Raw genomic sequence first — 22210 nt, 5'->3', positions numbered from 1 at the left:
CTCCTCGTCTCGTCAGGACTCTGAAAAAGTCCTGCATAAATCAGCGGTTGAGTATCGCATGTGGCCTTTCGGGGGCCTGACGTGTCAACCCTTGATGAGCTGCCTCACGCGCTCCAGATCCTCGGGCGTGTCGACCCCCGGACCCGGCCGCTCCTCGCTGACGTGAACGGCAATGCGTTCCCCATGCCAGAGCACGCGCAACTGCTCCAGCGACTCGATCTGCTCGAGCGGGCTGACGGCCAGCGTCGGGAAGCGGCGCAGGAAGCCGGCGCGGTAGGCGTAGAGGCCGACATGGCGCAGCGCGCCATTCGGCTGGCCCGCGCCATCGCGCCACCAGGCGATGGGCGCGCGCGAGAAATACAGGGCCCGGCCGGCCTGGTCGGTGACCAGCTTGACGACATTCGGGTTCGCGAACTCGGAAGGATCGGTCAGCGCATGCGCGACCGTCGCCATCACGCAGTCGGGCTGCGCGGTCAGCGTGGTCGCACAGGCATCGATCATGGCCGGCGCGATCAGCGGCTCGTCGCCCTGCACATTGACGACGACGGCATCGTCGGCCAGGCCGAGTTGCTCGACGGCCTCGGCGAGGCGGTCGCTGCCGGATGGATGGTCGGCGCGCGTCATCAGCGCGCGCACGCCATGGGCGGCACAGGCAGCCGCCACTTCGGGGGAGTCGGTCGCGACGACGATCTGGCCGGCGCCGGATAGCGCCGCGCGTTGGGCGACGCGCACGATCATCGGCAGGCCGGCGATGTCGGCCAGCGGCTTGTTGGGCAGCCGGGTTGACGCCAGGCGCGCCGGGATGATGACAGTGAAGCTCATTGGTGCGCCCTTCGGCCTGCGGCCTGTCCCGCCAAGCGGGAGCGAGCTTGCTTGGGGCGGCCCGGCGCGGCGCTCACGGTGCGAGCGGCACCGGCGCGCTGGCGGCCTCGGGATCCCAGGGCTTGGCCTCGCTCTCCAGCATCAGCGGAATGCCGTCGCGGATGGGGAAGGCCAGGCGGTCGGCACGGCAGGCCAGGGCGGGGAGCTCCAACCCAGCGCCCTCGCGCAGCAGAGTCAGCGGCCCCTTGCACAGCGGGCAGACCAGCATTTCGATGAGACGTTGATCCATCAGGCGGGAGGGAAGAGTGGGTGCAGTTGGGCGTCCAGCGCGGCCTCGAAGCCGGCGCCGGGCCAGAAGTCTAGCGCCACGACCCAGACGGGCAGGTTGCCGACGCGTCCGGGCGGCAGCTTCACGGCGTCCTTCTCAGTCAGCAGGATGCCGCGCGCGTCGGCGGGCCAGGGCAGGTCGGCGAAATCGGCGTGATCGGGCAGGGCCAGGGTTTCAACGCTCAGGCCGAGGCCGGCCAGCATGTCGAAGAAGCGCTGCGGCCGCGCGACGCCGGCGATGGCCAGCAGCCCGGCACGCTCCCGCAGCGCCAGCAGCGCGTCCATCTGCGCCGGTTTGCCGGCCCACCAGTCGGCCAGTGTCACGGCGCCGGCCAGGCGGCGCTCGGCGACAAAGCCGGGCAGGGCGGTGCTGGGGCGCGCTGCGTTGTAGACGACGAGCTGGTCGGCCATCAGCGGCGCGGGCGGCTGGCGCAGGGGGCCGGCCGGCAGCAATCGGCCATTGCCCAGGCCGCGCTCGTCGAAGACCAGCAAACTCAAGCTCCGCGGCAGCCGCCAGTGCTGCAATCCGTCGTCGCTGACCAGCAGCTGCAGCCGGGGTTCGGCGGCCAGCAGCGCGCGCGCGGCGGCGACCCGGTCGCTGCCCACCGCCACCGGCACGCCGCTGCGCAGATGGATGAGCAGGGGCTCGTCGCCGACCTCGCGCGCCGTCGACACCCGCGTGACGAGGCGCACCCCGTCGCCGTCGCGCCCATAGCCGCGTGACACGACGCCGGCGCGCAGGCCGCGCTCGCGCAGCAGCGCCAGCAGGGCCAGCGTCGTCGGCGTCTTGCCGGCACCGCCGACGATCCAGTTGCCGACGACGATGACGGGGACAGGCAGCTTCTCGACGCGTTTCAGGCCCAGGCGATAGGCCGCACTTCGCAGTGCCAGCAGGCCACGGTAGAGCCAGCTCAAGGGCAGCAGAGCGACGGACAGCGCACCGCCCGTCAGCCACTGTTGCTGCAGGCTATCAGCGAGCGTCAGTTTGCGCGGCGAAGGTGACACGCGTCAGGCCAACGCGGCGCGCGGCGTCCATCACGTTGACGACGGCCTGGTGGGGCGTGGCGGCGTCGGCCGAGATGATCAGCGACGCCTCGGCATTGCCGCCCGAGGCCTGGCGCAGCGCACCGATGAGGATGTCCACCGAGCGGCCTTCCACCGGCTGGCGGTTGACGACGAAGCGGCCGTCGGCGGCGATGCCGACGATGACCTCCTGCGGCCTGTCCTTGAGCTTGTCCGCGTCGGCCGAGGGCAGGGTGATCTGCAGCTCGGTGAACTTGGAATAGGTCGTCGACAGCATCAGGAAGATCAGGATCACCAACAGCACGTCGATGAAGGGGATCAGGTTGATCTCGGGCGGCTCGCGGTGGGGAGAGCGAAAGCGCATGGCGTTCTCGGCGAGTTCAGGCCGTATAGCGGCGCAGCTGACCCAAGAGGCGGTCGGCAGCGGCTTCGAGCTCGAGCACGTACTCCTCGATGCGGCCACGGAAGTAGCGGTAGAACATTAGCGAGGGGATGGCGATCATCAGGCCGAAGGCCGTGTTGTAGAGGGCGATGGAGATGCCGTGCGCGAGCTGGGCGGGGTTGCCGCCGCCGGGCGTCTGGCTGCCGAAGATCTCGATCATGCCCACCACCGTGCCCATCAGGCCCAGCAGCGGCGCCGCCGTGGCGATGGTGCCCAGGGTGTTCATATAGCGCTCGAGCTGGTGCACGGCGCGGCGGCCGGCGAACTCGAACACCAGGCGCAGCTTGCCCTCGGGCATCTGCGGCTCGGCCGTCACGGCGCGCAGGCCGGAGGCCAGCACCTCGCCCAGCAGGGAGTTCTCGGCCAGGCGGTCGACCATGTCGGGCGCGGGCAGTTGCTGGGCGCTGACGTTCATGACGTCCTCCAGCAGCCGCGGCGGCAGGATGCGGCTGGCTCGCAGGCTGGACAGCCTCTCGATGATCAGGGCCAGGGCCACCACGGAGCACAGGAGCAAGGGCCAGATCGGCCAACCGGCGGCTTGTATGATCGAAAACAAGGGCGTCCCCGTCGATGAAAAGGCCCGCAGGCCGACTACAAAAACGGCCGCTGACGGCCGGATGAGTGCGCGGGATTATGGCCCCAGGCTTGCGAGCTTCGGCCCGACCTCGCAGCGGCGAAAGCGTTCCCACAATCCACCGTTGCTGTGGATAACTTTGTGGGCAAGGCCGCTCAAGCAGCCGGCAGAGGCCGTCAAATCAAGGCCTTGGACAAGTTGCCTCCAATTTGAGCAGTGGAATTCGAATTGAAAAACAAGGCCTTATGTGCTCATGACAGCTTCATGACGAGTGAAATGAGCCGAAATTGCCCGCCAGCCCAGTATTGGCGCGGCTGTGGACTTCCCGGCCCGCGCCGGCATTGGGTTTGCGCGTGATTGAGCCTCGCGAAGCCGCATCCGGCCGACGTGTCTGGGGCGTGGCCGGCCTGCTGGAGGCGGTGAGCCAAAGCCTGGCCGAGCGCTTCTCCGTCGTTGCCGTCGGCGGCGAGATCTCCGGCTTCACCCGCGCCGCCAGCGGCCATTGTTACTTCGGTTTGAAGGACGCCGACGGCCAGGCGGCGAGCCTGCGCTGCGCGATGTTCCGCCGCGCGGCGGCCATGCTGGACTTTGCGCCCGGCGAGGGCGTGCTCGTCGAGGTGCGTGGCCGCGTCGCCGTCTACGAGCCGCGGGGGGAACTGCAATTCGTCGTCGAGGCCATGCGCCGGGCCGGCGCCGGCACGCTGTACGAGCAATTCCTGAAGCTGCGCGCGCGGCTCGACGCCGAAGGCCTGTTCGCGGCGGACACCAAACGCGCCTTGCCCAACCACCCGCGGCGCATCGGCGTCGTCACGTCGACCGCCGGTGCGGCCCTGCATGACGTGCTGACGGCACTGGCCCGGCGGGCGCCCCAGGTGGAGGTGGTCGTCTACCCCAGCCCGGTGCAGGGCGCCGAGGCGCCGCCGGCCCTGGTCCGCGCCCTGCAGGCGGCCAATGCGCGCGCCGAGGTCGACGTGCTGCTGCTGGTGCGTGGCGGCGGTTCGCTGGAAGACCTCTGGGCCTTCAACGACGAGCGCGTCGTGCGCGCGGTGGTGGCGTCGGCCCTGCCCGTCGTCTGCGGCGTCGGCCACGAGACCGATGTGACCCTGTGCGACCTGGCCGCCGACCTGCGCGCCCCGACGCCCACGGCGGCCGCCGAGCTGGCCGCGCCGGCGCGCGCCAGCCTGCTGCAGCACCTGGCCGCCCTGGAGCGCGGCCTGACGCTGCGCACCGATCACCGCCTGCAAACCCTGGCCCAGCGCCTGGACCGCCTTGCGTTGCGACTGTCCCGCCCCAGCGACACGCTGGCCCGCCAGCGCCGCCTGTTAGGGCTGCTGGCCCAGCGCGCAGCCGCCGCCCCACGGCGGCGCGTCGAACTGCAAGGCCAGCGGCTGAACCATCTCGAACAGCGCCATGAGCGCGCCCACCGCGAGATCCTGGCCCGCCAGCACATCCGGCTCGATGCGCTTCAGGCCCGCTTGCTGGCGCTGGACCCCCAGCATGTGCTGGCGCGGGGCTATGCCTGGCTGGATGACGGGCAGGGCGGTGCCATCACCTCCGTGCAGGCCCTGCAGCCGGGCCGCGAGGTACGCGCCGTGCTGGCCGACGGCGCCGCCGACATGCAAGTCTTGCGGGTACGGCCTTTGCCGCAAGGGTGATTGGCGCTCCCTACAATCCGCCGCGTTTCCCTTCCCCCCAACACTCTGAGGTTCACACCATGGAACACACGCTGCCCCCGCTGCCTTACCCCATCGACTCGCTGGCTCCGCACTACAGCCAGGAAACGCTGGAGTTCCACCACGGCAAGCACCACAACGCCTACGTCGTGAACCTCAACAACCTGCAAAAGGGCACCGAGTACGAAGCCCTGTCGCTGGAAGAGATCATCAAGAAGGCACCGAACCCGGGCCCGATCTACAACAACGCCGCCCAGATCTGGAACCACACCTTCTTCTGGAACTGCATGAAGCCGCAAGGCGGCGGTGAACCCGGTGGCGCGCTGGCCGCAGCCATCACCGCCAAGTGGGGCAGCTACGCCGCCTTCAAGGAAGCCTTCGTCAAGAGCGCCGTCGGCAACTTCGGCTCGGGCTGGACCTGGCTGGTCAAGAAGGCCGATGGTTCGGTCGACATCGTCAACACCGGCGCTGCCGGCACGCCGCTGACCGGCGCCGACAAGGCCCTGCTGACCGTCGACGTGTGGGAACACGCCTACTACATCGACTACCGCAACCTGCGTCCCAAGTTCGTCGAGACCTTCCTGTCGAACCTCGTCAACTGGTCGTTCGCCGAAGCCAATTTCGCCTGAGCGAATTCCGCTTCGAAGAAGCCGGCCTCGCGCCGGCTTTTTTTATTGCGATACCTGGATCACATGACGGACCAGCGGATAGACCTGGTGCTGCCAGCGCCGCCCACTGAACACGCCGTAGTGGCCCACATTGGGCTGGATGTAGTGGGTGCGCAGATAGGCCTTCAGGCTGCTGGCCAGGTCCTGGGCTGCCAGCGTCTGGCCGACCGCGCAGATGTCGTCGCGTTCGCCCTCCACGGTCAGCAGGGCCGTGCGGCGGATGGCCGCCGGGTTCACGCGCCGGCCCTTGAACATCATCTCGCCGCGCGGCAGGTCATAGGTCTGGAAGACGCGTTCCACCGTTTCCAGATAGAAGTCMGCCGCAAGGTCGGCCACGGCCAGGTATTCCTCGTAGAACATGCGCGTGACCTCGGCCTTGTCGAATTCATCGGCGACGAGATGCTTGTAGTAGTCCTTGAAGGCATTCGTGTGCCTGTCCTGGTTCATGCTCATGAAGGCAGACAGCTGCACAAAGCCCGGATAGACGCGCCGGCCCGCGCCCGCGTGCTGCCAGGGCACATGGCTGATGAGGTTCTTTTTGAACCAGCTGATGGGCTTGCTGGTCGCCAGCTCGTTGACGGCCGTGGGGCTGACGCGGCAGTCGATGGGGCCGGCCATCAGCGTCAGGCTGGCCGGCGTGGCGGGATGGTCGTCCTCGGCCATCACGGCCACGGCGGCCAGGGCGCTGACGCAGGGCTGGCAGACGGCCACCACGTGCGCTTGCGGGCCGATGGCGGCCAGGAAGTCGATCAGGTGGCCGGTGTATTCATCGAGACCGAAGCGGCCAGCCGACAGCGGCACGTCACGCACGTTGTGCCAGTCGGTGACATAGACGTCGTGGTCCTGCAGCAGCGTGCGCACGGTGTCGCGCAGCAGCGTGGCGAAGTGGCCCGACATCGGCGCCACCACCATCACCTTGGGGCTTGGCGGCGCGCCCTCCCTGCGAAAGCGCAGCAGCGTCGCGAAGGGCGTGGTCAAGGCCGCTTCCTCGGTGACCGGCCAGCGTTCGTCGCCGCTGGTGATCTCGCCGATGCGCCAGGGCGGGCGCGTGTGGGTGATCTGGGCCAGCTCGAACACCTTGCCGGCGGCCGACCATTGGCGCACCGGCAGCCAGCCGGCGTCGGCTATGGCCGGCTGTTGCAGGAAGGGCATCGACAGGCGCGTGGCCGCGCGCAGCGGCCACATCAGATCGCTGTGGGCCTGGTAGGCGGGGTACATGGTGGCTCCTGCAAGGCCTGGGTACTTCAGGCAACGCAAGGAGCGCGCCAGCATGGCATGGGCCTTGCGTCGATCCAGCTGCCAAGACCGTCGAGGAGACGCCCATGCCTGTTGCCACGCCGACCCGACCCGCCAGCAAGGCCGCGAAAACCGCGCCCGCCCGCAAGCCCAAGGCCGCGGTGGCGCCCGCGGCCACGCTGACGTTGAGCAGCAAGAACTATTCGTCCTGGTCGCTGCGCGGCTGGCTGCTGACGCGCTTTGCCGGCCTGGCCTTCGAGGAGATCATGGTCTCGCCCGACGATGAGGATGCGCGCAAGGAACTGCTGCTGCTGGCGCCGTCCATCCGCGTGCCCTGCCTGCGCCATGACGGCGTGACGGTCTGGAACAACATGGCCATCGCCGAATACCTGAACGAGAGCTTTCCCAAAGCCGGCCTGTGGCCCGCGGACCGCGTCGCGCGATCCCATGCGCGGGCCATCTGCGGCGAGATGAATTCGGGTTTCGCCAATCTGCGCGCGTCCCTGCCCATGAACCTCAAGGGGCACTTCCCGCGCCACAAGATCTGGGCTGGCGCCAAGCCCGACATCGAACGCGTCACCGAGATCTGGACCGACTGTCTGTCCCGCTACGGCGGCCCCTATCTGTTCGGCGCCAAGCGCAGCGCCGCCGACGCCTTCTTTGCGCCCGTCGTCACGCGCTTCATGACCTACGACGTGCCGCTGAACGCCGCCTGTATGGCGTATTGCAAGACCCTCAGCGCCATGCCCGAGCTCAAGGAGTGGACGTCTGCGGCCAAGCTCGAGCCCGACGAGATCGAGCAACTGGACATGGACTTCTAGCCCCAGGGCTAGTCCCAGGGCGAGGGCACCGGCACCTCGCAGGGCGCCGGCATGTCCACGGTGCCGAAGTCGGCGGGCGACACGATCTCCAGGTACTCCATGTCCGGCGAGTAATCGAACAGGTAATGCACGATGCCGGGGCGCTGGTGCACGCAGTCGCCGGCCTCCACCAGCGTCACCTGGTCGCCGTACATGAACTTGGCCCAGCCCTTGGTCATCAGCACGATCTGGAATTCCGCCTCATGGCGGTGCCATCCCGTGCCCTTTTCAGGGGCCATATTCGCCTTCACAAGGTGCGCGATGACCTTGCCGCCGGTGGCCGCGGCCACGCCGAGGTCGCGGTAGAGGAAGAAGTCTCTCAGCCCGTCGGGGCGCCAGGGCGTGTCCCCGGGCTTGACGTGGGAGAACTGCGTGGCGGACGCATCGTTGGCGGCGTCCACGGGTATCGACAGATCCGACATGAGGGGGCCTCCTGAAAAGCTGCAGGCCCTGGAACACACGCAATATGCGTTCCCGTCGGGGTGGGATGCCAACGCCTTGATGCAGATCATGGCCGCGGCAGGGTGGTGCACTTAGATTGCCGGCGTGAGCGCTCCCCCTCCAGGTTTGTGCGCGGCCGAGGCCGACGCCGGCCTCCTTGCCCCCTTCACGACCTGGCCCGACGGCCAGGCCGGTGCGGCGCTGTCGCAGTTCCAGGTGGCCGGCATGCATTGCGCGGCCTGTTCGGGGTTGATCGAGGCGGCGTTGCTGAAACTGCCGGGCGTCAGTGGCGCGAGCGTGAATCCAGCTTCGGCCCGGCTGGCCTTGCAATGGCTGCCGTCGCGCCTCGCGCTGGCCGATGTGATGGCGGCGCTGCAGGCAGCGGGCTACCGGGCAACGCCCGACGTCGCCGCGCCGGCACGCGAGCTGCGCCGGCAGGAGAGACGGCGCGCGCTGTGGCGGCTGTTCGTCGCGGGCTTCCTGATGATGCAGGTCATGATGCTGGCGACGCCAGCCTATGTGGCTGGCGCGGGCGAGCTGGCGCCCGACCTGGCGCGGCTGCTGTGCTGGGGCAGCTGGGTGCTGACGCTGCCGGTGATGGCCTTTGCGGCCGGACCCTTCTTCAGCGGTGCGTGGCGGCAGCTGCGTGCCGGTCGGCTGGGCATGGATGTGCCGGTGGCGATTGGCATCGCGGTCACGTTTGTTGCCAGCACCGGCGCGCTGTTCGACCCCGGCGGCCCGCTGGGTCATGAGGTCTATTTCGACTCGATGACGATGTTCATCGCGTTGCTGCTGCTGGCACGCTGGTTCGAGCTGGGAGCGCGGCACCGCGCGGCGGACGCGCTGGAGGCGGTCGCGGGCGCCTTGCCCACGGTGGCTGAGCGCTTGCTTGGCAATGGCGGCAGCGAGCGCGTCGCGCCCGAGGCCTTGCGCGTGGGCGACCGCATCCGCGTCGCGGCCGGCGAGGCCTTCGCGGCCGATGGCTGCGTGCTGTCCGGCCAGGGATGGGCCAACGAGGCCCTGCTGACGGGTGAATCCGCGCCGGTCGCCAAGGCAGTGGGCGATACGGTCGTGGCCGGCAGCATCAATCTGGAGGGCTCGCTCATCGTCAGCGTGCTGCGCGTGGGTGCCGACACGACGGCCCAGGGCATCGTCAGGCTGATGCAGCAGGCCCAGAGCCAACGGCCTTCTGTCTACGGTGTGGTCGACCGCGTGGCCGCAGGCTTCACGGCGGTCGTGCTGCTGCTGGCGCTGGGGGCCGGCGTGGCCTGGTGGTGGCTGGACCCCTCGCGCGCATTCGCCGTCGCGGTGGCTGTCCTCATCGTGACCTGTCCCTGCGCACTGACACTGGCCGCGCCCGCGGCCTGGCTCACGGCCAGCGGTGCGTTGGCGCGGCGCGGCCTGTTGCTCACGGATCTGTCGGCGCTGGAGAGGCTGTGTGCCGTCGACACCGTCGTCTTCGACAAGACGGGCACGCTCAGCGAGGACCGCCTGCAGCTGCGCCGGCATTGGGCCCAGGGCGCCGATGCCGATGCACTGCTGGCCGTCGCGCGCAGCCTGGCGGCGCTGTCGCGCCATCCGCATGCGCAGGCCCTGGCGGGCGACGCTGGTGTCTGGACGGACGTGCGCGAACTGGCAGGCCGAGGCGTCGAGGCGCGCGACGCCACCGGCCAGCTCTGGCGCCTGGGTGCACCGGCCTGGGTCAGCGAGCGGCCCGACCCGGCTGCGCGGCTGGCTTTCGGCTGTGGCGACTGCGTGCTGTGGCTGGACCTGGCCGAGGCGCCACGCGCCGACGCGGCCGAAGCGGTCAAGACCTTGCGCGCCCAAGGCATGCGCGTGCGCCTGCTGTCGGGCGACCAACCGGCCGCCGTCGCGCGCATGGCGGCGCTGCTGGACATCGTGCACTGGCGCGCAGGCGCCACGCCCGAGTCCAAGCTGGCCGCCCTGCGTGGCTGGCAGGCGGCGCATGAGCGCGTGCTGATGGTGGGTGACGGCATCAACGATGCGCCGGTGCTGGCCGCGGCCGACGTGCGCATCGCCATGGGGCAGGGCGCCATGCTGGCGCGCAGCGCGGCGGACGCGCTGCTGGTGTCCGGCCGGCTGATGGCGCTGCCGCAGGCCCTCGTGCTGGCGCGCAAGACGCGCCGCGTGCTGCGCCAGAACCTGGCCTGGGCCGCGCTTTACAACCTGGCCTGCGTGCCCTTGGCGCTGACGGGCTGGTTGCCGCCGCTCGCAGCGGGCATCGGCATGGCCTGCAGCTCGCTGTTCGTCGTGCTCAACGCGCAGAGGTTGAACCGCTGATGGACATCCTCTATCTCCTCATCCCCTTCTCGGTCGTGCTGGTGCTGCTCATCGTGGCCGTTTTCGGCTGGGCCGTGAACTCCGGACAACTGGATGGCTTCGAAAACGAGGCTGAACGCATCTTGCTTGACGAGGATCAAGCGGCCTGAGGCACCCGCCGCCAAGAATCGTTCGCATCAGACTGAAGGAGTCGCAATGGCGAACGACAGGGTCCCGGCAGCGCCTGGGACGACATACGAGGACGGGCCGGTGCGCGCATTCGCGCTGGCCGCGGTGCTCTGGGGCGTGGTGGGCATGGCCGTGGGCGTCTTCATCGCCGCCCAGCTGGCCTGGCCCGAGCTGGGTGCCGGCATCCCCTGGCTGAGCTACGGCCGGCTGCGCCCCCTGCACACCAACGCGGTCATCTTCGCCTTCGGTGGCTGCACGCTGATGGCCACCAGCTACCACGTCGTGCAGCGCACCGGCCAGACGCGGCTGTTCGCGCCCATGCTGGCGTGGTTCCACTTCTGGGCCTGGCAGGCCGTCATCGTCGGCGCCGCCATCACCTTGCCGCTGGGCATCACGCGCGGCAAGGAATATGCGGAGCTGGAGTGGCCCATCGGCGTGCTGATCACGATCGCCTGGGTGTCGTATGCCATCGTCTTCTTCGGCACCGTGGGGCGGCGCAAGATCCGCCACATCTACGTGGCCAACTGGTTCTTCGGCGCCTTCATCCTCGCCGTGGCGCTGCTGCACCTGGTCAACGGCGCGGTGCTGCCGGTCAGCTTGTGGAAGAGTTATTCGGCCTATGCCGGCGTGCAGGACGCCATGGTGCAGTGGTGGTACGGCCATAACGCGGTGGGCTTCTTCCTGACCGCGGGCTTCCTCGGGATGATGTACTACTACATCCCCAAACAGGCCGAGCGCCCCGTCTACAGCTACCGGCTGTCCATCGTCCACTTCTGGGCGCTGATCTTCACCTATATGTGGGCGGGCCCCCACCACCTGCACTACACGGCGCTGCCGGACTGGGCGCAGAGCGTGGGCATGATCTTCAGCCTGGTGCTGCTGGCGCCGAGCTGGGGCGGCATGATCAACGGCATCATGACGCTCAGCGGTGCCTGGCACAAGCTGCGCGACGACCCCATCCTGAAGTTCCTCATCGTCTCGCTGTCCTTCTACGGCATGTCGACCTTCGAGGGTCCGATGATGTCGATCAAGACGGTCAACGCGCTGTCGCACTACACCGACTGGACCGTGGGCCATGTGCACAGTGGCGCGCTCGGCTGGGTGGGCCTGATCTCGATGGGGTCGCTGTACCACCTGATCCCGCGCATGTTCGGCCGCACGCAGATGTACTCCAAGCGCGCCATCGAGTTGCACTTCTGGATCGCGACGCTGGGCATCGTGCTCTATATCGCGGCGATGTGGATCGCCGGCGTCATGCAGGGCCTGATGTGGCGGGCGGTCAACCCCGACGGCACCCTGGTCTACACCTTCGTGGAGAGCGTCAAGGCCACCTGGCCCTTCTATGTGGCGCGCCTGCTTGGCGGCCTCCTCTACCTCAGCGGCATGCTGGTGATGGTCTGGAACGTCATCAAGACCATGCAAGCCGGCCAACCGCAGCAAGTGCGCATTCCCGCCGTGCTGGCCCACGCCTGAAGGAGCCGACATGACCACCCAAACTGAACGCGTCACCGGCCACCAGCGCATCGAGACCAGCAATCTGCTGATGATCGTCCTGGTGCTGCTGACGGTCGTCGTCGGCGGCTTCGTCGAGATCGTGCCGCTGTTCTTCCAGCGCTCGACGACGCAGGCGGCGCCCGGCCTCAAGCCCTACACGGCCCTGCAGGTCGCCGGCCGCGACATCTATGTCCGCGAGGGTTGCTACAACTGCCACTCGCAGATGATCCGCCCGCTGCTGGCCGAGACCCTGCGCTACGGCCCCTACTCGACGGCCGGCGAATTCGTCTACGACCGGCCCTTCCAGTGGGGCAGCAAGCGCACCGGGCCCGACCTGCACCGCGTGGGCGGCAAGTACAGCGACGACTGGCACCGCATCCACCTGAACAACCCGCGCGACGTGGTGCCCGAGTCCAACATGCCGGCCTATTCCTGGCTGGTCAATGCGCCGGTCGATGCCGCGGCTTTGCCGGCCAAGCTGGGCGCCCTGCGCACCCTGGGTGCGCCCTACAGCGACGCCGAGGTCCAGGGCGCGGCCCAGGCCGCCGCCGGCAAGACCGAGCTGGACGCCCTCGTCGCCTATCTGCAGGTGCTGGGCACTTCGGCCAAGGAGGCTTCCCGTGGGAATCAATGAACTGCGCGTGGCCGTGACCCTGGTGTCGCTGGCCGTCTTCATCGGCATCGTCGTCTGGGCCTGGCGTGGCCGCTTCGAGGCTGCGGCTGATCTGGCGCTCAAGGGAGATGATCAATGAGCGATTTCTTCAACCAGGGCTGGTCGATCTTTGTCGCCGCCTCTACCGTGCTGGGCCTGGTGGCCTGCATCGTGCTGCTCATCATCGCGAGCCGGCGCCAGCCTTCGGCCGCCGACAACACGACGGGCCACGTCTGGGACGAAGACCTGCGCGAGATGAACAACCCGCTGCCGCTGTGGTGGATGGGCCTGTTCGTGCTCACGATCGTGTTCTCAGGCTTCTATCTGGCCTTTTACCCGGGCCTGGGCAGCAGCGCCGGCAAGCTGGGTTGGACGAGCGTGGGCGAGCACGCCGCTGATCAGGCGCAGCAGCGCGCGACCATGGCCCCGGTGTATGCCGGCTTTGCCGGCCTGACGGCCGAGCAGTTGGCCCACGACCCCAAGGCCCATGCCATCGGTGAGCGCCTGTTCGCCAACAACTGTGCCCAGTGCCATGGCTCGGATGCCAAGGGCTCCAAGGGCTTCCCCAACCTGACTGACAAGGACTGGCTCTGGGGCGGTAGCTTCGAGACCATCACGCAGACGATCACCGAGGGCCGCGAGGGCAATATGCCGGTCATGGCGCCGGCGGTGGGCACGAGCGAGGACGTGCGCAACGTCGCCCACTATGTGCTGTCGCTGTCGGGCAGCCCGCACAACGCGCTGTATGCGCAGCTCGGCAAGCCCAAGTTCACCGCCTGCGCGGCCTGCCACGGCCCGGGCGGCCAGGGCAACCCGGCCCTGGGCGCGCCCAACCTCAGCGACAAGGTCTGGCTGCATGGCTGGGGCGAGGACGCCGTCATGGCCATGGTCAACAACGGCAAGCACAACGTCATGCCGGCCCACGGCGAGCGGCTGACGCCCGAGCAGATCAAGGTGCTGGCCGCCTACGTGTGGGGCCTGTCTCAGTAACTCATGGCCGATTCCGAAGCCGTCATCCGGCTCTACCGTTCCGAGGACAAGATCCACCCACGCGCGGTGGATGGCTTCTACGCGCGCTGGCGCTGGGCCTTCGTGGCGCTGACGCAGGCGGTCTTCTATGGGCTGCCCTGGTTGAGCTGGGGCGATCGGCCGGCCATGCTTTTCGATCTGGCCGCGCGGCGCTTCTACGTCTTCGGCCTGGTGCTCTACCCGCAGGACTTCATCTACCTCGCGGCCCTGCTGATGATTTCGGCCTTCGCCCTGTTCCTGTTCACGGCCGTGGCGGGGCGGGTCTGGTGCGGCTATGCCTGCCCGCAGACGGTCTACACCGAGATCTTCATGCTGGTGGAGCGCTGGTTCGAAGGCGACCGCAACGCGCGCCTGCGACTTCAGAAATCGCCCTGGAACTGGAACAAGCTGTGGCGCAAGGGCGGCAAGCAGCTGGGCTGGATTGCCATCGGCCTGTGGACGGGCTTCACCTTCGTCGGTTACTTCACGCCCATCCGCACGCTGGCGGGCGAAGTGATGGCGCTGGGCCTGGGCCCCTGGGAATCCTTCTGGGTGCTGTTCTATGGCTTCGCGACCTATGGCAATGCAGGCTATATGCGCGAGCAGGTCTGCAAATACATGTGCCCCTATGCGCGCTTCCAGAGCGCGATGTTCGACCGCGACACGCTGATCATCAGCTATGACACCGGGCGCGGTGAGCCGCGCGGCAGGAACACGCTGCGCGGCAAGAAGGGCGAGGCGCGTGTTGAAGCCGTGGGCGACTGCATCGACTGCGGGCTGTGCGTGCAGGTCTGCCCTACCGGCATCGACATCCGCGAGGGCCTGCAGTACGAATGCATCGGCTGCGCGGCCTGCATCGACGTCTGCAACGGCGTCATGGACAAGATGAGCACGTCGCGCGGCCTGATCCGCTACGACACCGAGAACGGGCTGGAACAGCATCTGGGCCGTGGCCAGCGCCTGCGCCGGGTGCTGCGGCCCCGCGTGCTGGTCTACAGCACCGTGCTGCTGCTGATCTGCGGCGGGGTGCTGTTCAACCTGCTCGGGCGGTACAGCTTCCGCGTCGATGTCGTGCGTGATCGCGCGGCGCTGGCGCGGCTGGTGGAGGACGGCTGGATCGAAAACGTCTACCGGCTGCAGATCATGAACGCGACCGAGGCGACCCAGCATTACCGCCTGGCCGCCGATGGCCTGCCCGGGCTGACTCTGAACCAGACGGCCGCCATCGAGATCGGCCCCGCCGAGGCGCGCTGGGTGGCTGTGTCACTGCGCATACCGCCCGAAGCCGCGCAGGCCCTGAAGGCCGGCGCCCATCCGTTGACCTTGCGGGTGCAACGCGAAACCGACGGCAATGGCGATGACGAAACCGTCGCCGAGAAATCCACCTTCGTCGTGCCGCGTTGAGCGGCGGGAGCTCCACATGAAAGTCCTTCCCAACCCCGCATCGCCCTGGCGCCAGCCCATGGTCTGGCTCGTCGTGTCCGGCCCGGCGGCGGTCGTCGTCGCCAGCTTCTTCACGCTGAGTCTGGCCATCCGCCACCCCGACCCGCCGCTGGCGTTGCGCCACAGCACGGCCACGGCCGCCGACGACACCGAGCCCGCCGACCTGCGGGCTCGCGAAGGTGACCCCGTGCCGGCCCTTGTCGCGCGCAACCATGCAGCCACCGGCACCGCGGGCCTGACGCAATGAACGGTGCCGGCGGCCCCTCGCGCATCAAGCGCTTTGCGATGGCCGTGGCCTGGGCGTCTTTCCTCGCGGCCGGCGTGTTGGAAGCCCTGGTGTTCGCGGTCGTCGACCCCGCCGAACTGCGCTGGTTCGGCGCCGCGCCGGTGCAGCTATCGGCCCAGGCGGTCTACACCGTCAGCTTCCTGATCTTCTGGGCCGTCGTCGCGCTGGGCAGCAGCCTGGCGCTGCTGCTCGTCAACTTGCCCGGCGGCGAGGTCAGGCCTTCACGTCACGCACCGGGCTGGCCTCGCTGAGCCCTGCGTTGGCAACGACACGTGCGCCCCGGTCATAGGTCCAGTAGGCCCAGGCCCAGTCCAACAGCACAACAAAACGGTTGCGGAAACCGATCAGGAAGTAGACGTGGGCGAACAGCCAGAACAGCCACGCGAAATAGCCTGAGAAGCGCAGCGGACCGGCCGGCGTGTCCAGATCCACGACGGCGCTGTTGCGGCCGATGGTGGCGAGGTTGCCGTAGTCGCTGTAGCGGAAAGCCTGCGTGGCCTCGCCGCGCAGGTGGCGCTTGATGTTGGCCGCGGCGCAGCGGCCCATCTGCTTGGCACCGGGCGACACGCCCGGCACCGGCCTGGGCTCTTTGCCCGGTGCATGGCTTTGCGCGGCCGCCAGGTCGCCGATGACCTGGATGTTGGGAAAGCCCTTCAGGCTCAGGTCGGGCTCGACGACGACACGGCCGGCGCGGTCCAGCGTGCAAGCGGTGGCATCGGCCAGCGCGCGGCCCAGCGGGGAGGCCGCCACGCCGGCTGCCCAGACGACGCAGCGGCTGTGCAGCCGCTCGGGCCCGGCGGCCGTCGTGACGTCCAGGCCCTCGGCGTCGATGCCGTTGACGCGGGCGCCCAGGTGCACTTCCACGCCCAGTGCCGTCAACTGCTCGCGGGCGCGTTCGCTCAGGCGCTCGGGCATGGCGCCCAGCACGCGCGGGCCGCCTTCCACCAGCAGCACGCGGGCCTGCCTGGGGTCGATGCGGCGGAACTCGCCCGGCAGCGTGTGCCTTGCGATCTCGGCGAAGGTGCCGGCCAGCTCGACCCCGGTGGGGCCGGCGCCGACGACGACGAACTGCAACTGCGCCGCGCGCCGGGCCGGATCGTCTTCGCGCTCCGCTGCCTCGAAGGCCATCAGCACGCGGCGGCGGATCTCGAAGGCATCGTCCAGCGTCTTCAGGCCCGGCGCGTGCTCGGCCCAGTCGTCGCGGCCGAAATAGCTGTGCGTGGCGCCGGCGGCGACGATGAGATGGTCCCAGCGGAGCAGGGCGCCGTCCTTCAGCGTGACCGTCTGCGCCGCGGCATCGATGCCGGTGACCTCGCCGAGCAGCGTCGTCACATTGCGCTGGCTGCGGAAGAGATGGCGGATGGGCGCCGCGATGGACGGTGCCGACAGGCCGGCGGTCGCGACCTGGTAGAGCAGGGGCTGGAAGAGGTGGTGGTTGGTCTTGTCGACGACGGTGACGTCGACTTCAGCGGTGCGCAGGGCACGCGCCGCTTCCAGGCCGCCGAAGCCGCAGCCGATGATGAGGACTTGGGGACGCATGAGACTCATCCTACGCCTCGTTTGCTGCGCCGCAGCATGGAAGGGGTCAAGCGCCGTTTCCTGCTGTTGCAATGGATGCGAAGCTGGGGAGGGCCTTGCGGCGGAGGGCCTCTTAGCATGCGGCGCGTCCTGCACGATGTCTGTCGATTCCCTCACCGCGCCCGCCCATCCCCGACCCGAGCCCACGTCCAGCGCCGACTCGGCCTGGCAGCGCCTGCGCAACGAAGGCCTGCGCGGCCTGTCCTTCCGCCAGGGCCTGCTCGCGGTCTTCCTGCTGATCGCCATGGCCCTGGGCGGTGCCGCGGCCCAGGCCATGCTGGCGTTGGAGCATGTGGCCCTGCAGGGCCGCGAAGCCTCTCAGGACGCCGCCGCCCTGACGGCCCAGGTGCAGCGCCTGGCCGAGCGCACGGTGGCGATGGAGCGCAGCGCGCGCCAGTTCCTGGTGCTGGATGACGGGGCCTTGCGCGAGCGCTTCCAGGCCGCCTGGCAGGAGGCGCGCGACACGCAGTCCGAACTCGCCCATGCGTTGACCGAGCCGGCGACGCACCAGCTCTTCGCCGACTGGGGCGCCCAGGCCGATGCCGCCTGGCGCATCCTGCAAACGCCCGGCCGACTGCGACAGCCCGCCCTGCAGCGCTTGACCCCGCTGTTCGCGCGCCTGCATGGCATCAACCAGGCGCTGGCGCAGCAGAGCCAGCAGGCCATGGACAGACGCAGCGATGCCGTGCTGGCCGAGCTGGAACAACAGCGCCGGCTCATCAGCGCCCTCGTCGTCGGTGCCAGCGTGCTGGCGGTGCTGCTGGCCTTCAGCTTCGGTCACTGGCTGCTGCGGCCGTTGACCCATGTCGAGGCGGCCATCGGCCGGCTCGGTGACAACCACTTCGATGAACCGGTGCAGATCAGCGGCCCGGTCGACCTGCGCCGGCTGGGCCGCCAGCTGGAGTGGCTGCGCCAGCGCCTGGCGACGCTGGAGTCCGACAAGACCCGTTTCGTGCGCCACATCTCGCACGAGCTGAAGACGCCCATGGCCTCCATCCGCGAGGGCGCGGCCCTGCTGCGTGATGGCGTGGCCGGGCCGCTGACGGCCGACCAGGCCGAGATCGTGCGCATCCTCGGCGACAACAGCGCGGCCCTGCAGCTGCAGATCGAGGGCCTGCTGAGCTACCAGGCGCTGGCGTCCGACGCCCAGCAGTTGCGCCGCCGTCCCGTGGAGCTGAAGGCGCTGCTGGAACGTGTCGTCGACGATCAGCGGCTGCTGTGGCGGGCCAGGGATTTGCAGATGCGCATCGATGCGGCCGAATGCGAGGTCCTCGTGGACGGCGACAAGCTGGCGGCCGTGCTCGCCAACCTGCTTGTCAACGCGGTGCGCTTCAGCCCGCCGGGCGGCAGCGTGACGCTGACGCTGGCGCATGACGTGGCCGGCGTGCGCATCGACTGCGCCGACGAGGGCAGCGGCGTGGCGGCCGAGGACGCGCCACGCATCTTCGACCCCTTCTACCAAGGCCGTCACCAGCCGCCGGGCGCTCGTCGCGGCAGTGGTGTCGGCCTGTCCATCGTGCGCGAGGTCGTGCAGGCCCATGGCGGCAGCTGCCGGCTGCTGGCCAGCGCGCGCGGTGCCCATTTCCGGATCGAGATTCCCCATGCGAAGACTGCTTGAGATTGCCCTTTTGCTGCTGCTGGCCGCCTGCCAGACGCCGGCACCCGCGCCAACAGCGCCGACAACGCCGCCCGCGCCGGTCTGCCCGGAGCCGCCCGCGCCGCCGGCCGCCAGCGACGAGGGCGTCAAGGCCCTGCAGGGCTATGCGGCCGATCTGCAAAAGGCCTGGCAGCTCGGCCAGGGCCGCAGCGCCGCCGAGCAGGCCCAGGCCGCCGCCCAGCTCGACGCGCTCGGCACGTCGACCGACCCGCTGCTCGAACCCCTGAAGCCGCTGGCCTCCCTGATGAGCACGCGGCTGGCCGAGCAACGCCGGCTGCAGGACAACCTCGACAAGCTCGGCCAGCAATTGCGCGACGCCCAGCGCCGCACCGAACAGCTCAACGAGAAGCTCGAAGCGCTGAAGGCCATCGAACAGACGCTGCCGGCCAAGCCGGGCGCGAAATGAAACCCCTCGTCCAAGGAGTACCTTGGCCGGCCTTGCAGGCCGCGCTGCGGTTTGGGCCGCAGCTCTTCGCCAGGCACATCCCGCCCACTGGGCGGGATGTGTCCGGGCTCAGCCCCCGAGGGGACGGCGATGCTTGCCGGATCGACCGGCAAGCACATCACCCAAGGCGGGCCGGCTTGGAAGCGGCCCGGCGCTCGCCCCGCGAGACCCGACAGGAGTCTGCATGACGGCACAAGCCACCATCCTCGTCGTCGACGACGACACCGACCTGCTGCGCCTGATGACGATGCGCCTGACGGCCGCCGGCCACGCGGTGCAGGCCGTCTCCAGCGCCGAGGCGGCGCTGGCCCACCTGGCCGTCAAGCTGCCGGCCCTCGTCATCACCGACGTGCGCCTGCCCGGCCTGGACGGCCTGGCCCTGTTCGACGAGATCCGCGCCCGCCACCCCTCGCTGCCCGTCATCCTGCTGACCGCCCACGGCAGCATCCCCGATGCCGTCGAGGCGACGACGCGCGGCGCCCATGCCTATCTGACCAAGCCCTATGACGGCAAGGAGCTGCTGGACAAGATCAACCAGGCCCTGCTGCTGAACCGGCCTGGTCCCGCGCCCTTCGGCGGCGATGGCGCCTGGCGCAGCGAGATCATCAGCCGCAGCCCGCGCATGGCCGAGGTGCTGGCCGAGGCGCGCCTGGTGGCGGGCACCGATGCCAGCGTGCTGATCGCCGGCGACAGCGGCAGCGGCAAGGAGTTGCTGGCCCGCGCCATCCACAAGGCCAGCCCGCGCGCGACCAAGCCCTTCATTGCGGTGAACTGCGCCGCCATCCCGGAGGCCCTGCTCGAATCCGAACTCTTCGGCCATGTGAAGGGAGCCTTCACCGGCGCGCAAGGGCATAGACAGGGCCTGATCCCGGCGGCCGAGGGCGGCACGGTCTTCCTCGACGAGATCGGCGACATGCCGCTGGCCCTGCAGGTCAAGCTGCTGCGCGTGCTGCAAGAGCGCGTCGTGCGGCCGGTGGGCAGCAATGACGCCGTGGCGGTGGATGTTCGCCTGCTGTCGGCCACGCACCGCGACCTGGAACTGGCGATGACGGAGGGCCTGTTCCGGCCTGACCTCTACTACCGGCTCAATGTCGTCAAGCTGAGCCTGCCGGCACTGGCCGAGCGGCGCGAGGACATCGCCTTGCTGGCCCAGCATTTCCTGCAGACGCTGGCCGAGCGCCACCGCAAGCCGGTCAAGGGCTTTGCACCCGATGCGCTGGAGGCCCTGGTGACAGCGCCCTGGCCGGGCAATGTGCGCCAGCTCTACAACGTCGTCGAGCAGGTCTGCGTGCTGGCGACAGCACCGCTGCTGCCGCTGGCCCAGGTGCAGCGCGCGCTGCAGATGCCGCCGGCCGAAGTGCTGAACTACCAGCATGCCAAGCAGCGCTTCGAGCGCGACTACCTGAACCAGTTGCTGAAGCTGACCTCGGGCCAGGTGGCCGAGGCGGCGCGCCTGGCCGACCGCAACCGCACCGAGTTCTATCGCCTGCTGCAAAAGCATGGCCTGGACCCGCAGTTGTTCCGTGCGGAGGCGGCCCCCCTAGCGCCCGCGTCGGCATCCGGCGACAAGAAACTGTCAGACGAATCAAGCGCTTAGCGCCGCAGCCGCGCAGCCTGTCGCCACCCGGCGACAAAAGTGCCGCCCTGGGCCGCTGTTCACCCCCGAGTTTTTTTGCAAGTGCTTGATCTGCAAGGGAAATCGCAGGTTGGCACAGGCCTTGCGCTAAGCCGTTTGTGGCGCCGCCCGGTGCCGCCTTCGATTCACGCATCCTCAGGAGATTTGCATGCGACAAACATCCACCTTCGCCCGACTGCTGACTGCCGCCCTGATGGCGGGTGCCGCGACCGCGAGCTTTGCGGCCGATCAAGCACCGGCCCCGGACCAACAGGTCGCGCAGGCTCAGCCGGCAGGTGACGCCGCCATTACCAGCCAGGCCCAGGCCGCCCTGCAAAAGGACAAGGACCTGCAGGCGCTGCCGCTGACCGTCAGCAGCACCAGCGCCGGCGTGATCGTGCTGAAGGGCGCGGCGCCCACGGCAGACCTGGCCCAGAAGGCCGTGCTGCTCGTGTCGGCCGTGCCGGGCGTGAAGGAAGTGCGCAACGAGATCAAGGTCGGCTGATCGCCGTCACCTTCGATCTCGAGGCCCCGCGCGCCCCCGCGGGGCCTTTTTTCGCGTGACCCCAGATTTCCGGGCCGAGCGCCGGGCCGCCCCAAGCCGGCCCGCTTGGGCGATGTGCTTGCGGCTCAATGCCGCAAGCATCGCCGTCCCCTCGGGGGACCGGCCAGCTCTGCCCGCGTTCAGCAGGGCCGGGCTGGACGAGGGGCTTCAACTCAAACTCGGGAGTTGTTGACCAGCGCCTGCAGCCCCGCCTGATCGAGGATGCGCAACTGGCGCTGCTTGACCTCCATCAGCCCGTCCTCCTGGAACTTGGAGAAGGTGCGGCTGACGGTCTCCAGCTTGAGTCCGAGGTAGCTGCCGATCTCTTCGCGCGTCATGCGCAGCACCAGGCTGGACGCCGAGAATCCGCGCGCCTGCAGGCGCTGCGTCAGGTTCAGCAGGAAGGCCGCGAGCCTCTCCTCGGCGCGCATATTGCCCAGCAGCAGCATGACGCCGTGGTCGCGAACGATCTCGCGGCTCATGATCTTGTGGAACTGGTGCTGCAGCACGTTGAACTCGCGCGACAGGGCTTCCAGGTCGCGGTACTGGATCACGCAGACGGAAGAGTCCTCCAGCGCGACCGCGTTGCAGTGGTGGTGGTCGCTGCTGATGCCGTCCAGCCCCAGCAGCTCGCCTGCCATCTGGAAACCGGTCACCTGGTCGCGGCCGTCCTCGCTGCCGACGCAGGTCTTGAAGAAACCGGTGCGCACCGCGTACAGGGCCTCGAAGCGGTCGCCGTTGCGGAACAGGTGGTCGCCACGCTGCACGCTGCGGCGCTTCTCCACCAGGCCGTCGAGCTTCTGCAGCTCGCCGGCGTTCAGGCCCACGGGCAGGCAGAGTTCCCGCAGATTGCAGCTGGCGCAGGCCACCTTGAGGGGCTCGAGCGCGGAGCAGGGCTTCGAGGGCATGTCGGGAGTGATCGGCACGCTCATCGGGCTAGTCAGGGTGGTCAG

The 22210-nt window shown here is 69.0% G+C and carries 25 protein-coding genes; 16 read left to right on the top strand and 9 right to left on the bottom strand.

The features are described 5' to 3' along the window. Positions 1-84: 84 nt before the first annotated feature. The 5 genes from kdsB to AC1D2H_RS23405 form a co-directional block, all read right to left on the bottom strand. Entirely contained in the window at positions 85-822 is a 738-nt protein-coding gene (gene kdsB / locus AC1D2H_RS23425) for a 3-deoxy-manno-octulosonate cytidylyltransferase (protein WP_477935522.1), read from the bottom strand. Positions 823-895: 73 nt separating this feature from the next. Continuing rightward, positions 896-1111, bottom strand: coding sequence for a Trm112 family protein (locus AC1D2H_RS23420; protein ID WP_310261003.1), 216 nt, complete (start codon positions 1109-1111; stop codon positions 896-898). Further along, on the bottom strand, positions 1111-2154 hold the full coding sequence (gene lpxK / locus AC1D2H_RS23415; protein WP_477935524.1) for a tetraacyldisaccharide 4'-kinase: 1044 nt from the start codon (positions 2152-2154) through the stop codon (positions 1111-1113). Before lpxK ends, AC1D2H_RS23420 begins: the two co-directional genes overlap by 1 nt. After that, positions 2120-2536 (bottom strand): ExbD/TolR family protein, encoded by a 417-nt coding sequence (locus tag AC1D2H_RS23410; protein WP_477935526.1) that lies wholly within the window; start codon positions 2534-2536, stop codon positions 2120-2122. Before AC1D2H_RS23410 ends, lpxK begins: the two co-directional genes overlap by 35 nt. 16 nt (positions 2537-2552) lie before the next feature. Then, complete coding sequence (locus AC1D2H_RS23405; protein ID WP_056197795.1) at positions 2553-3170, bottom strand: MotA/TolQ/ExbB proton channel family protein; 618 nt, start codon at positions 3168-3170, stop codon at positions 2553-2555. 371 nt (positions 3171-3541) lie between these two features. Between AC1D2H_RS23405 and xseA the strand changes: the two genes are divergently transcribed. Beyond that, a complete protein-coding gene (gene xseA / locus AC1D2H_RS23400) occupies positions 3542-4843 on the top strand; it encodes an exodeoxyribonuclease VII large subunit (protein WP_477935529.1) in 1302 nt (433 codons plus the stop codon). 59 nt (positions 4844-4902) lie between these two features. Next, positions 4903-5490, top strand: coding sequence for a superoxide dismutase (locus AC1D2H_RS23395; RefSeq protein ID WP_477935531.1), 588 nt, complete (start codon positions 4903-4905; stop codon positions 5488-5490). A 42-nt stretch (positions 5491-5532) separates the two neighbouring features. Here the strand turns inward: AC1D2H_RS23395 and AC1D2H_RS23390 are convergent, their stop codons facing one another. Then, positions 5533-6747: a polyhydroxyalkanoate depolymerase gene (locus AC1D2H_RS23390; protein WP_477935533.1), complete on the bottom strand. Its 1215-nt coding sequence runs from the start codon at positions 6745-6747 to the stop codon at positions 5533-5535. 104 nt (positions 6748-6851) lie between these two features. Between AC1D2H_RS23390 and AC1D2H_RS23385 the strand changes: the two genes are divergently transcribed. Beyond that, positions 6852-7586 carry a glutathione S-transferase family protein gene (locus AC1D2H_RS23385; RefSeq protein ID WP_477935535.1) on the top strand — a complete coding sequence of 245 codons (735 nt, stop codon included), beginning with the start codon at positions 6852-6854 and terminating at the stop codon, positions 7584-7586. Positions 7587-7594: 8 nt separating this feature from the next. On the opposite strand, the gene AC1D2H_RS23380 is transcribed toward AC1D2H_RS23385, so the two are convergent. Then, positions 7595-8047, bottom strand: coding sequence for a cupin domain-containing protein (locus AC1D2H_RS23380; RefSeq protein WP_477935537.1), 453 nt, complete (start codon positions 8045-8047; stop codon positions 7595-7597). 124 nt (positions 8048-8171) lie between these two features. Here AC1D2H_RS23380 and AC1D2H_RS23375 point away from each other — a divergent pair, with 124 nt between their 5' ends. From AC1D2H_RS23375 to AC1D2H_RS23335, 9 genes are read left to right on the top strand one after another with little or no spacing between them, the layout of a single operon-like run. Then, entirely contained in the window at positions 8172-10367 is a 2196-nt protein-coding gene (locus tag AC1D2H_RS23375; RefSeq protein ID WP_477935539.1) for a heavy metal translocating P-type ATPase, read from the top strand. Beyond that, complete coding sequence (gene ccoS / locus AC1D2H_RS23370; protein WP_477935541.1) at positions 10367-10516, top strand: cbb3-type cytochrome oxidase assembly protein CcoS; 150 nt, start codon at positions 10367-10369, stop codon at positions 10514-10516. The genes AC1D2H_RS23375 and ccoS overlap by 1 nt, the downstream gene beginning before the upstream one ends. Before the next feature lie 46 nt (positions 10517-10562). Next, positions 10563-12008, top strand: a complete 1446-nt coding sequence (ccoN, locus tag AC1D2H_RS23365) for a cytochrome-c oxidase, cbb3-type subunit I (RefSeq protein WP_477935543.1) — start codon at positions 10563-10565, stop codon at positions 12006-12008. 10 nt (positions 12009-12018) lie between these two features. Then, complete coding sequence (gene ccoO, locus AC1D2H_RS23360; protein WP_477935545.1) at positions 12019-12663, top strand: cytochrome-c oxidase, cbb3-type subunit II; 645 nt, start codon at positions 12019-12021, stop codon at positions 12661-12663. Next, complete coding sequence (locus tag AC1D2H_RS23355) at positions 12650-12781, top strand: cbb3-type cytochrome oxidase subunit 3 (protein WP_477935547.1); 132 nt, start codon at positions 12650-12652, stop codon at positions 12779-12781. The genes ccoO and AC1D2H_RS23355 overlap by 14 nt, the downstream gene beginning before the upstream one ends. Next, a complete protein-coding gene (ccoP, locus tag AC1D2H_RS23350; RefSeq protein WP_477935549.1) occupies positions 12778-13671 on the top strand; it encodes a cytochrome-c oxidase, cbb3-type subunit III in 894 nt (297 codons plus the stop codon). Before AC1D2H_RS23355 ends, ccoP begins: the two co-directional genes overlap by 4 nt. 3 nt (positions 13672-13674) lie before the next feature. After that, positions 13675-15093: a cytochrome c oxidase accessory protein CcoG gene (gene ccoG, locus AC1D2H_RS23345; protein WP_477935551.1), complete on the top strand. Its 1419-nt coding sequence runs from the start codon at positions 13675-13677 to the stop codon at positions 15091-15093. 16 nt (positions 15094-15109) lie between these two features. Beyond that, positions 15110-15379, top strand: coding sequence for a hypothetical protein (locus tag AC1D2H_RS23340; RefSeq protein WP_477935552.1), 270 nt, complete (start codon positions 15110-15112; stop codon positions 15377-15379). Beyond that, positions 15376-15669, top strand: a complete 294-nt coding sequence (locus tag AC1D2H_RS23335; RefSeq protein WP_477935554.1) for a hypothetical protein — start codon at positions 15376-15378, stop codon at positions 15667-15669. The genes AC1D2H_RS23340 and AC1D2H_RS23335 overlap by 4 nt, the downstream gene beginning before the upstream one ends. On the opposite strand, the gene AC1D2H_RS23330 is transcribed toward AC1D2H_RS23335, so the two are convergent. After that, the gene (locus tag AC1D2H_RS23330; protein WP_477935556.1) at positions 15632-16957 is read right to left on the bottom strand and encodes an NAD(P)/FAD-dependent oxidoreductase; all 1326 of its coding nucleotides are present in this window, start codon (positions 16955-16957) and stop codon (positions 15632-15634) included. The genes AC1D2H_RS23335 and AC1D2H_RS23330 overlap by 38 nt on opposite strands. Positions 16958-17093: 136 nt before the next feature. On the opposite strand from AC1D2H_RS23330, the gene AC1D2H_RS23325 reads away from it, so the two are divergent. The 4 genes from AC1D2H_RS23325 to AC1D2H_RS23310 all read left to right on the top strand — a co-directional run bounded on the left by AC1D2H_RS23325 (position 17094) and on the right by AC1D2H_RS23310 (position 21218). Beyond that, positions 17094-18614 carry a sensor histidine kinase gene (locus tag AC1D2H_RS23325; protein WP_478012629.1) on the top strand — a complete coding sequence of 507 codons (1521 nt, stop codon included), beginning with the start codon at positions 17094-17096 and terminating at the stop codon, positions 18612-18614. Then, on the top strand, positions 18598-19059 hold the full coding sequence (locus tag AC1D2H_RS23320; RefSeq protein ID WP_478012628.1) for a hypothetical protein: 462 nt from the start codon (positions 18598-18600) through the stop codon (positions 19057-19059). The genes AC1D2H_RS23325 and AC1D2H_RS23320 overlap by 17 nt, the downstream gene beginning before the upstream one ends. 223 nt (positions 19060-19282) lie before the next feature. Then, a complete protein-coding gene (locus AC1D2H_RS23315) occupies positions 19283-20695 on the top strand; it encodes a sigma 54-interacting transcriptional regulator (protein ID WP_478012627.1) in 1413 nt (470 codons plus the stop codon). Between the two features lie 187 nt (positions 20696-20882). After that, a complete protein-coding gene (locus AC1D2H_RS23310; protein ID WP_477935564.1) occupies positions 20883-21218 on the top strand; it encodes a BON domain-containing protein in 336 nt (111 codons plus the stop codon). A gap of 212 nt (positions 21219-21430) precedes the next feature. On the opposite strand, the gene fnr is transcribed toward AC1D2H_RS23310, so the two are convergent. Continuing rightward, positions 21431-22189 (bottom strand): fumarate/nitrate reduction transcriptional regulator Fnr, encoded by a 759-nt coding sequence (gene fnr, locus AC1D2H_RS23305; RefSeq protein WP_477935570.1) that lies wholly within the window; start codon positions 22187-22189, stop codon positions 21431-21433. Positions 22190-22210 lie beyond the last annotated feature (21 nt).

This window comes from Roseateles sp. P1_C1_2 (assembly GCF_056406535.1).
Note: the sequence above shows the minus strand (reverse complement) of the source record. Positions and strands in the feature narration are given on the sequence as shown.

Excerpts from the sequence above, each read along its gene's own strand:
- AC1D2H_RS23320 (WP_478012628.1), top strand. The coding sequence starts at position 18,598 with ATGCGAAGACTGCTTGAGATTGCCCTTTTGCTGCTGCTGGCCGCCTGC.
- AC1D2H_RS23340 (WP_477935552.1), top strand. The coding sequence starts at position 15,110 with ATGAAAGTCCTTCCCAACCCCGCATCGCCCTGGCGCCAGCCCATGGTC.
- AC1D2H_RS23310 (WP_477935564.1), top strand. The coding sequence starts at position 20,883 with ATGCGACAAACATCCACCTTCGCCCGACTGCTGACTGCCGCCCTGATG.
- AC1D2H_RS23420 (WP_310261003.1), bottom strand. The coding sequence starts at position 1,111 with ATGGATCAACGTCTCATCGAAATGCTGGTCTGCCCGCTGTGCAAGGGG.
- AC1D2H_RS23315 (WP_478012627.1), top strand. The coding sequence starts at position 19,283 with ATGACGGCACAAGCCACCATCCTCGTCGTCGACGACGACACCGACCTG.
- fnr (WP_477935570.1), bottom strand. The coding sequence starts at position 22,189 with ATGAGCGTGCCGATCACTCCCGACATGCCCTCGAAGCCCTGCTCCGCG.
- AC1D2H_RS23330 (WP_477935556.1), bottom strand. The coding sequence starts at position 16,957 with ATGCGTCCCCAAGTCCTCATCATCGGCTGCGGCTTCGGCGGCCTGGAA.
- ccoG (WP_477935551.1), top strand. The coding sequence starts at position 13,675 with ATGGCCGATTCCGAAGCCGTCATCCGGCTCTACCGTTCCGAGGACAAG.
- AC1D2H_RS23410 (WP_477935526.1), bottom strand. The coding sequence starts at position 2,536 with ATGCGCTTTCGCTCTCCCCACCGCGAGCCGCCCGAGATCAACCTGATC.
- AC1D2H_RS23325 (WP_478012629.1), top strand. The coding sequence starts at position 17,094 with ATGTCTGTCGATTCCCTCACCGCGCCCGCCCATCCCCGACCCGAGCCC.
- ccoN (WP_477935543.1), top strand. The coding sequence starts at position 10,563 with ATGGCGAACGACAGGGTCCCGGCAGCGCCTGGGACGACATACGAGGAC.
- ccoO (WP_477935545.1), top strand. The coding sequence starts at position 12,019 with ATGACCACCCAAACTGAACGCGTCACCGGCCACCAGCGCATCGAGACC.
- ccoS (WP_477935541.1), top strand. The coding sequence starts at position 10,367 with ATGGACATCCTCTATCTCCTCATCCCCTTCTCGGTCGTGCTGGTGCTG.
- AC1D2H_RS23380 (WP_477935537.1), bottom strand. The coding sequence starts at position 8,047 with ATGTCGGATCTGTCGATACCCGTGGACGCCGCCAACGATGCGTCCGCC.
- ccoP (WP_477935549.1), top strand. The coding sequence starts at position 12,778 with ATGAGCGATTTCTTCAACCAGGGCTGGTCGATCTTTGTCGCCGCCTCT.
- AC1D2H_RS23335 (WP_477935554.1), top strand. The coding sequence starts at position 15,376 with ATGAACGGTGCCGGCGGCCCCTCGCGCATCAAGCGCTTTGCGATGGCC.
- AC1D2H_RS23395 (WP_477935531.1), top strand. The coding sequence starts at position 4,903 with ATGGAACACACGCTGCCCCCGCTGCCTTACCCCATCGACTCGCTGGCT.
- AC1D2H_RS23385 (WP_477935535.1), top strand. The coding sequence starts at position 6,852 with ATGCCTGTTGCCACGCCGACCCGACCCGCCAGCAAGGCCGCGAAAACC.
- kdsB (WP_477935522.1), bottom strand. The coding sequence starts at position 822 with ATGAGCTTCACTGTCATCATCCCGGCGCGCCTGGCGTCAACCCGGCTG.